Genomic DNA, 1,382 nt, shown 5'->3' on the forward strand with positions numbered 1-1,382 from the left:
CTGTAATAATTACTTTCTCTGCATTTGCAACATATTATTTCTGACATATACTAACCTTATTTGTGTTATTGTGCATATCATATCAGCTTTCTCAATTGTATGCTATATTTGTTTAGCAATGCCCATTTTTTTGCAAATATAATAGCTTTCTCTATTAGCTTCATGTTAAGTTTTCTGTTTTCCTCTTTGCTTATAATTTCCAATTTGTTAAGTAGCGCTTCTGAATATTCACATTTACTTTTATATGGTTCATATTCATCTCCCAAATTTTCATATTCATACTCTTCTTCCCTCATCGCTGTGTCTTCATGTGGAAAATCCTCATTCGGGTAATTGTGGTAGCATCCTTTTTTAATTTCTAGCTTTTTGAGATAAGAAAGCGCCCATAAAAAACCAACTATGCACGGTATAAAGAAAACTAATATAGCATAATGCCCCATGTATTTTGAAAGAGGTGGTAATACAAAAGCAGGTACACCATATCCTAAAGCCGTTGCAACACCGAACACAACAGCCACAATAGTGAAGCGCTTTTCAATTGGAAAATGCTTTATCCACATTGCTTCATTATAAAATGAGCCTATAAATGCATATATTAAAAATTGTAAACATATTATTAAATAAAAATTCTTTGCATTTTCAAGGCAATATGGAACAAAAGGTATGATAATAAGTGTTAGAATTAAATTAAATTTTAAAACTCTTATAGGGTGATACTTTTTCATAAAAAATATCATGATAATAGTTGATAAAGGGACAAGAAAAGCAAGCTTTAAGTTGTGATTTATAACATCCTCAGGACTAATCCCAAGAGACGTTTTCATAAATCCTCCAATATATATGTACGAAATATAAAAAGTAACTGGCATAGTTACCACTCCAAAAAACATTGCAAGAACAGCTTTTTTATCATACTTTGCATTTTTGTTTGGCGTATAAATCCTGCTTCCACTCAGTTCTTCTTTTAACTTCATCCTTCTTTTATAATCCACAAAATCAGGTGTTTCTCTGAGCTTTATTCTTGCAAAAACTCCAATCACTGCAATTACTGCACCTATCCAGAATGCCACTCTCCAATTGAAATCCGCAAATAATGCAAATGAAGCAATAATTAAAGCAAACAGACTACCAAGACGTGCAGCAAAATCAATAATACCGCTTGCCACATACCTATTGGGAGTTTTTAAAAATTCATTCATATATATTAAGGCTCCCACAATTTCACCCAAGGATGAAAAACCTTGCACCATCCTACATGGCATTGCTAAACAAATATAGCATACAATTGAGAAAGCTGATATGATATGCACAATAACACAAATAAGGTTAGTATATGTCAGAAATAATATGTTGCAAATGCAGAGAAAGTAATTATTACAGAT

At 31.8% G+C, this 1,382-nt stretch carries 1 protein-coding gene; it reads right to left on the reverse strand.

From position 1 onward, the window contains the following. Nucleotides 1-77 precede the first annotated feature (77 nt). Entirely contained in the window at nt 78-1,310 is a 1,233-nt protein-coding gene (locus L8D11_RS05360; protein ID WP_336886394.1) for an MFS transporter, read from the reverse strand. Nucleotides 1,311-1,382 lie beyond the last annotated feature (72 nt).

It is taken from the genome of Candidatus Bandiella numerosa (genome assembly GCF_021811875.1).
In the GTDB taxonomy this organism is placed as follows: domain Bacteria; phylum Pseudomonadota; class Alphaproteobacteria; order Rickettsiales; family Midichloriaceae; genus Aquirickettsia; species Aquirickettsia numerosa_A.